A 1,580-nucleotide genomic window follows, 5' to 3' on the forward strand; every position below is an offset into this window, starting at 1 on the left:
CGGATCGGCCCTGCCGCAGGCTGGGATCGCCTATGAGCTTGATGCAATCGCTGCGGTCGTGATCGGCGGGACAAGCCTTGCCGGAGGCGTCGGTCGGATAACCGGGACGCTGATCGGCGCGCTCATTATCGGCGTCATGAACAACGGGTTGGACCTCATGGGGATCCAATCCTACTACCAACAGGTGCTCAAGGGTGCGCTCATCGTTGGTGCGGTCATGCTCGACCAGAAACGAAATCAGGGGGCCTGATCGGCAGCCTGTGGGAGATACGGGGCTTTTAGCACCCGTGTAAAGGGGACGGCCTACCAAGTGGTGGCCGGTATCACAACGGAGGAAATGACAATGAGAAAGCTTTTGATGGCACTGGCCACCGCGACGGCGCTGATGGCGTCTCCTTCAGTGGCGGCTGACAAGCCGAAGATCGGTGCTGCGGTGTACGGTCTGAATGCCGAATTCATGCAAATCTGGTCGGCCGCGCTCGAGCAGCATCCGGCGGTGAAGAATGGCGAAGTCGAACTGACGATTTTCGACGGTCGTTATGACGCCTTGGTTCAGCAGGAACAGTTCAACACGATGATCACGCAGAAGTTCGACGCGATCATCTTCGTGCCGATCGACATTGATGCTGGCGCAACTGCAGTCCAGGCGGCAGCCGATGCCGGCATTCCGGTGATCGGATCCAACACCCGCGTCAACTCTGATCTCCTCGCCTCCTATGTCGGTTCCGATGATACGGTGTCCGGCTACATGGAAGCCAAGGGCGTGCTCGACAAGCTTGGCTGCAAGGGCAATGTCGTGATCCTGGAAGGTCCCATTGGTCAGTCCGCGCAGATTTCTCGTCTCGAAGGCAACAAGAAGGCTCTTGCAGAGTGCCCCGATGTGAAGGTTCTCGAGCAGCAGACGGCCAACTGGTCGCGTGCCGAAGCGCAGACACTGATGGAAAACTGGCTGACGGCTCATCCGGGGCAGATCAATGGGGTCATCGGCCAGAACGATGAAATGGCCTTGGGCGCGATTGAAGCCATCAAGGCGGCAAAGCTGAATGTCAGCGATTTCACGATTGCCGGTATCGACGGCATCACCGATGCCCTGCGCGCTGTCAAGGAAGGCACCATGACGTCGATCCTCCAGGACGCCAACGCACAGGCCCAGGGCGCGCTTGATCTTGCGATCTTCCATGCAAAAAAGGGTGACTACAAGCCGCAGTCGGCCATCTGGGACCAGTATCCGGACATGCCTTTCAACGAGGGCAAGGACAAAGTCTACAATGTTCCGTGGACGCCCGTGACTGCCGACAATGTCGACACCTTGCTCGAAGGTCGCAAATAACAGGTTGCCCATCACAGGCGGGGCGGTTTGCCGCCCCGTCATCACAACAGCAAAAGGTCCAGGATATGACAGACAGAGCTCTTGACATCGATCTCAGCTTTCCGCTCAGTGGGAAGGTTGCGTTTGTGACCGGTGGCGGATCGGGAATTGGCGCAGCGATCGCCGAGGCGTTCGTCAAAAAGGGAGCCAAGGTTGCCGTCGTCGACATCAACGACCAGGTCGCGCGTGCCAAGGCTGACGCCCTGGGAGA

3 protein-coding genes are annotated in these 1,580 nt (G+C 58.6%); all 3 read left to right on the forward strand.

Features of this window, described 5'->3' with window-relative positions:
* A partial coding sequence (locus ACM6UT_RS23235) for an ABC transporter permease subunit (RefSeq protein WP_416799634.1) occupies nt 1–250 on the forward strand: 250 nt, incomplete at its 5' end.
* Nucleotides 251–343: 93 nt separating this feature from the next.
* On the forward strand, nt 344–1,330 hold the full coding sequence (locus ACM6UT_RS23240) for a substrate-binding domain-containing protein (protein WP_416799635.1): 987 nt from the start codon (nt 344–346) through the stop codon (nt 1,328–1,330).
* Between the two features lie 65 nt (nt 1,331–1,395).
* Nucleotides 1,396–1,580: SDR family NAD(P)-dependent oxidoreductase (locus ACM6UT_RS23245; protein WP_416799636.1), on the forward strand; the 185-nt coding region annotated here is incomplete at its 3' end.

Origin of the sequence: Ciceribacter azotifigens (assembly GCF_048159625.1) — a bacterium.
GTDB lineage: Bacteria > Pseudomonadota > Alphaproteobacteria > Rhizobiales > Rhizobiaceae > Allorhizobium > Allorhizobium azotifigens.

Excerpts from the sequence above, each read along its gene's own strand:
- ACM6UT_RS23240 (WP_416799635.1), top strand. The coding sequence starts at position 344 with ATGAGAAAGCTTTTGATGGCACTGGCCACCGCGACGGCGCTGATGGCG.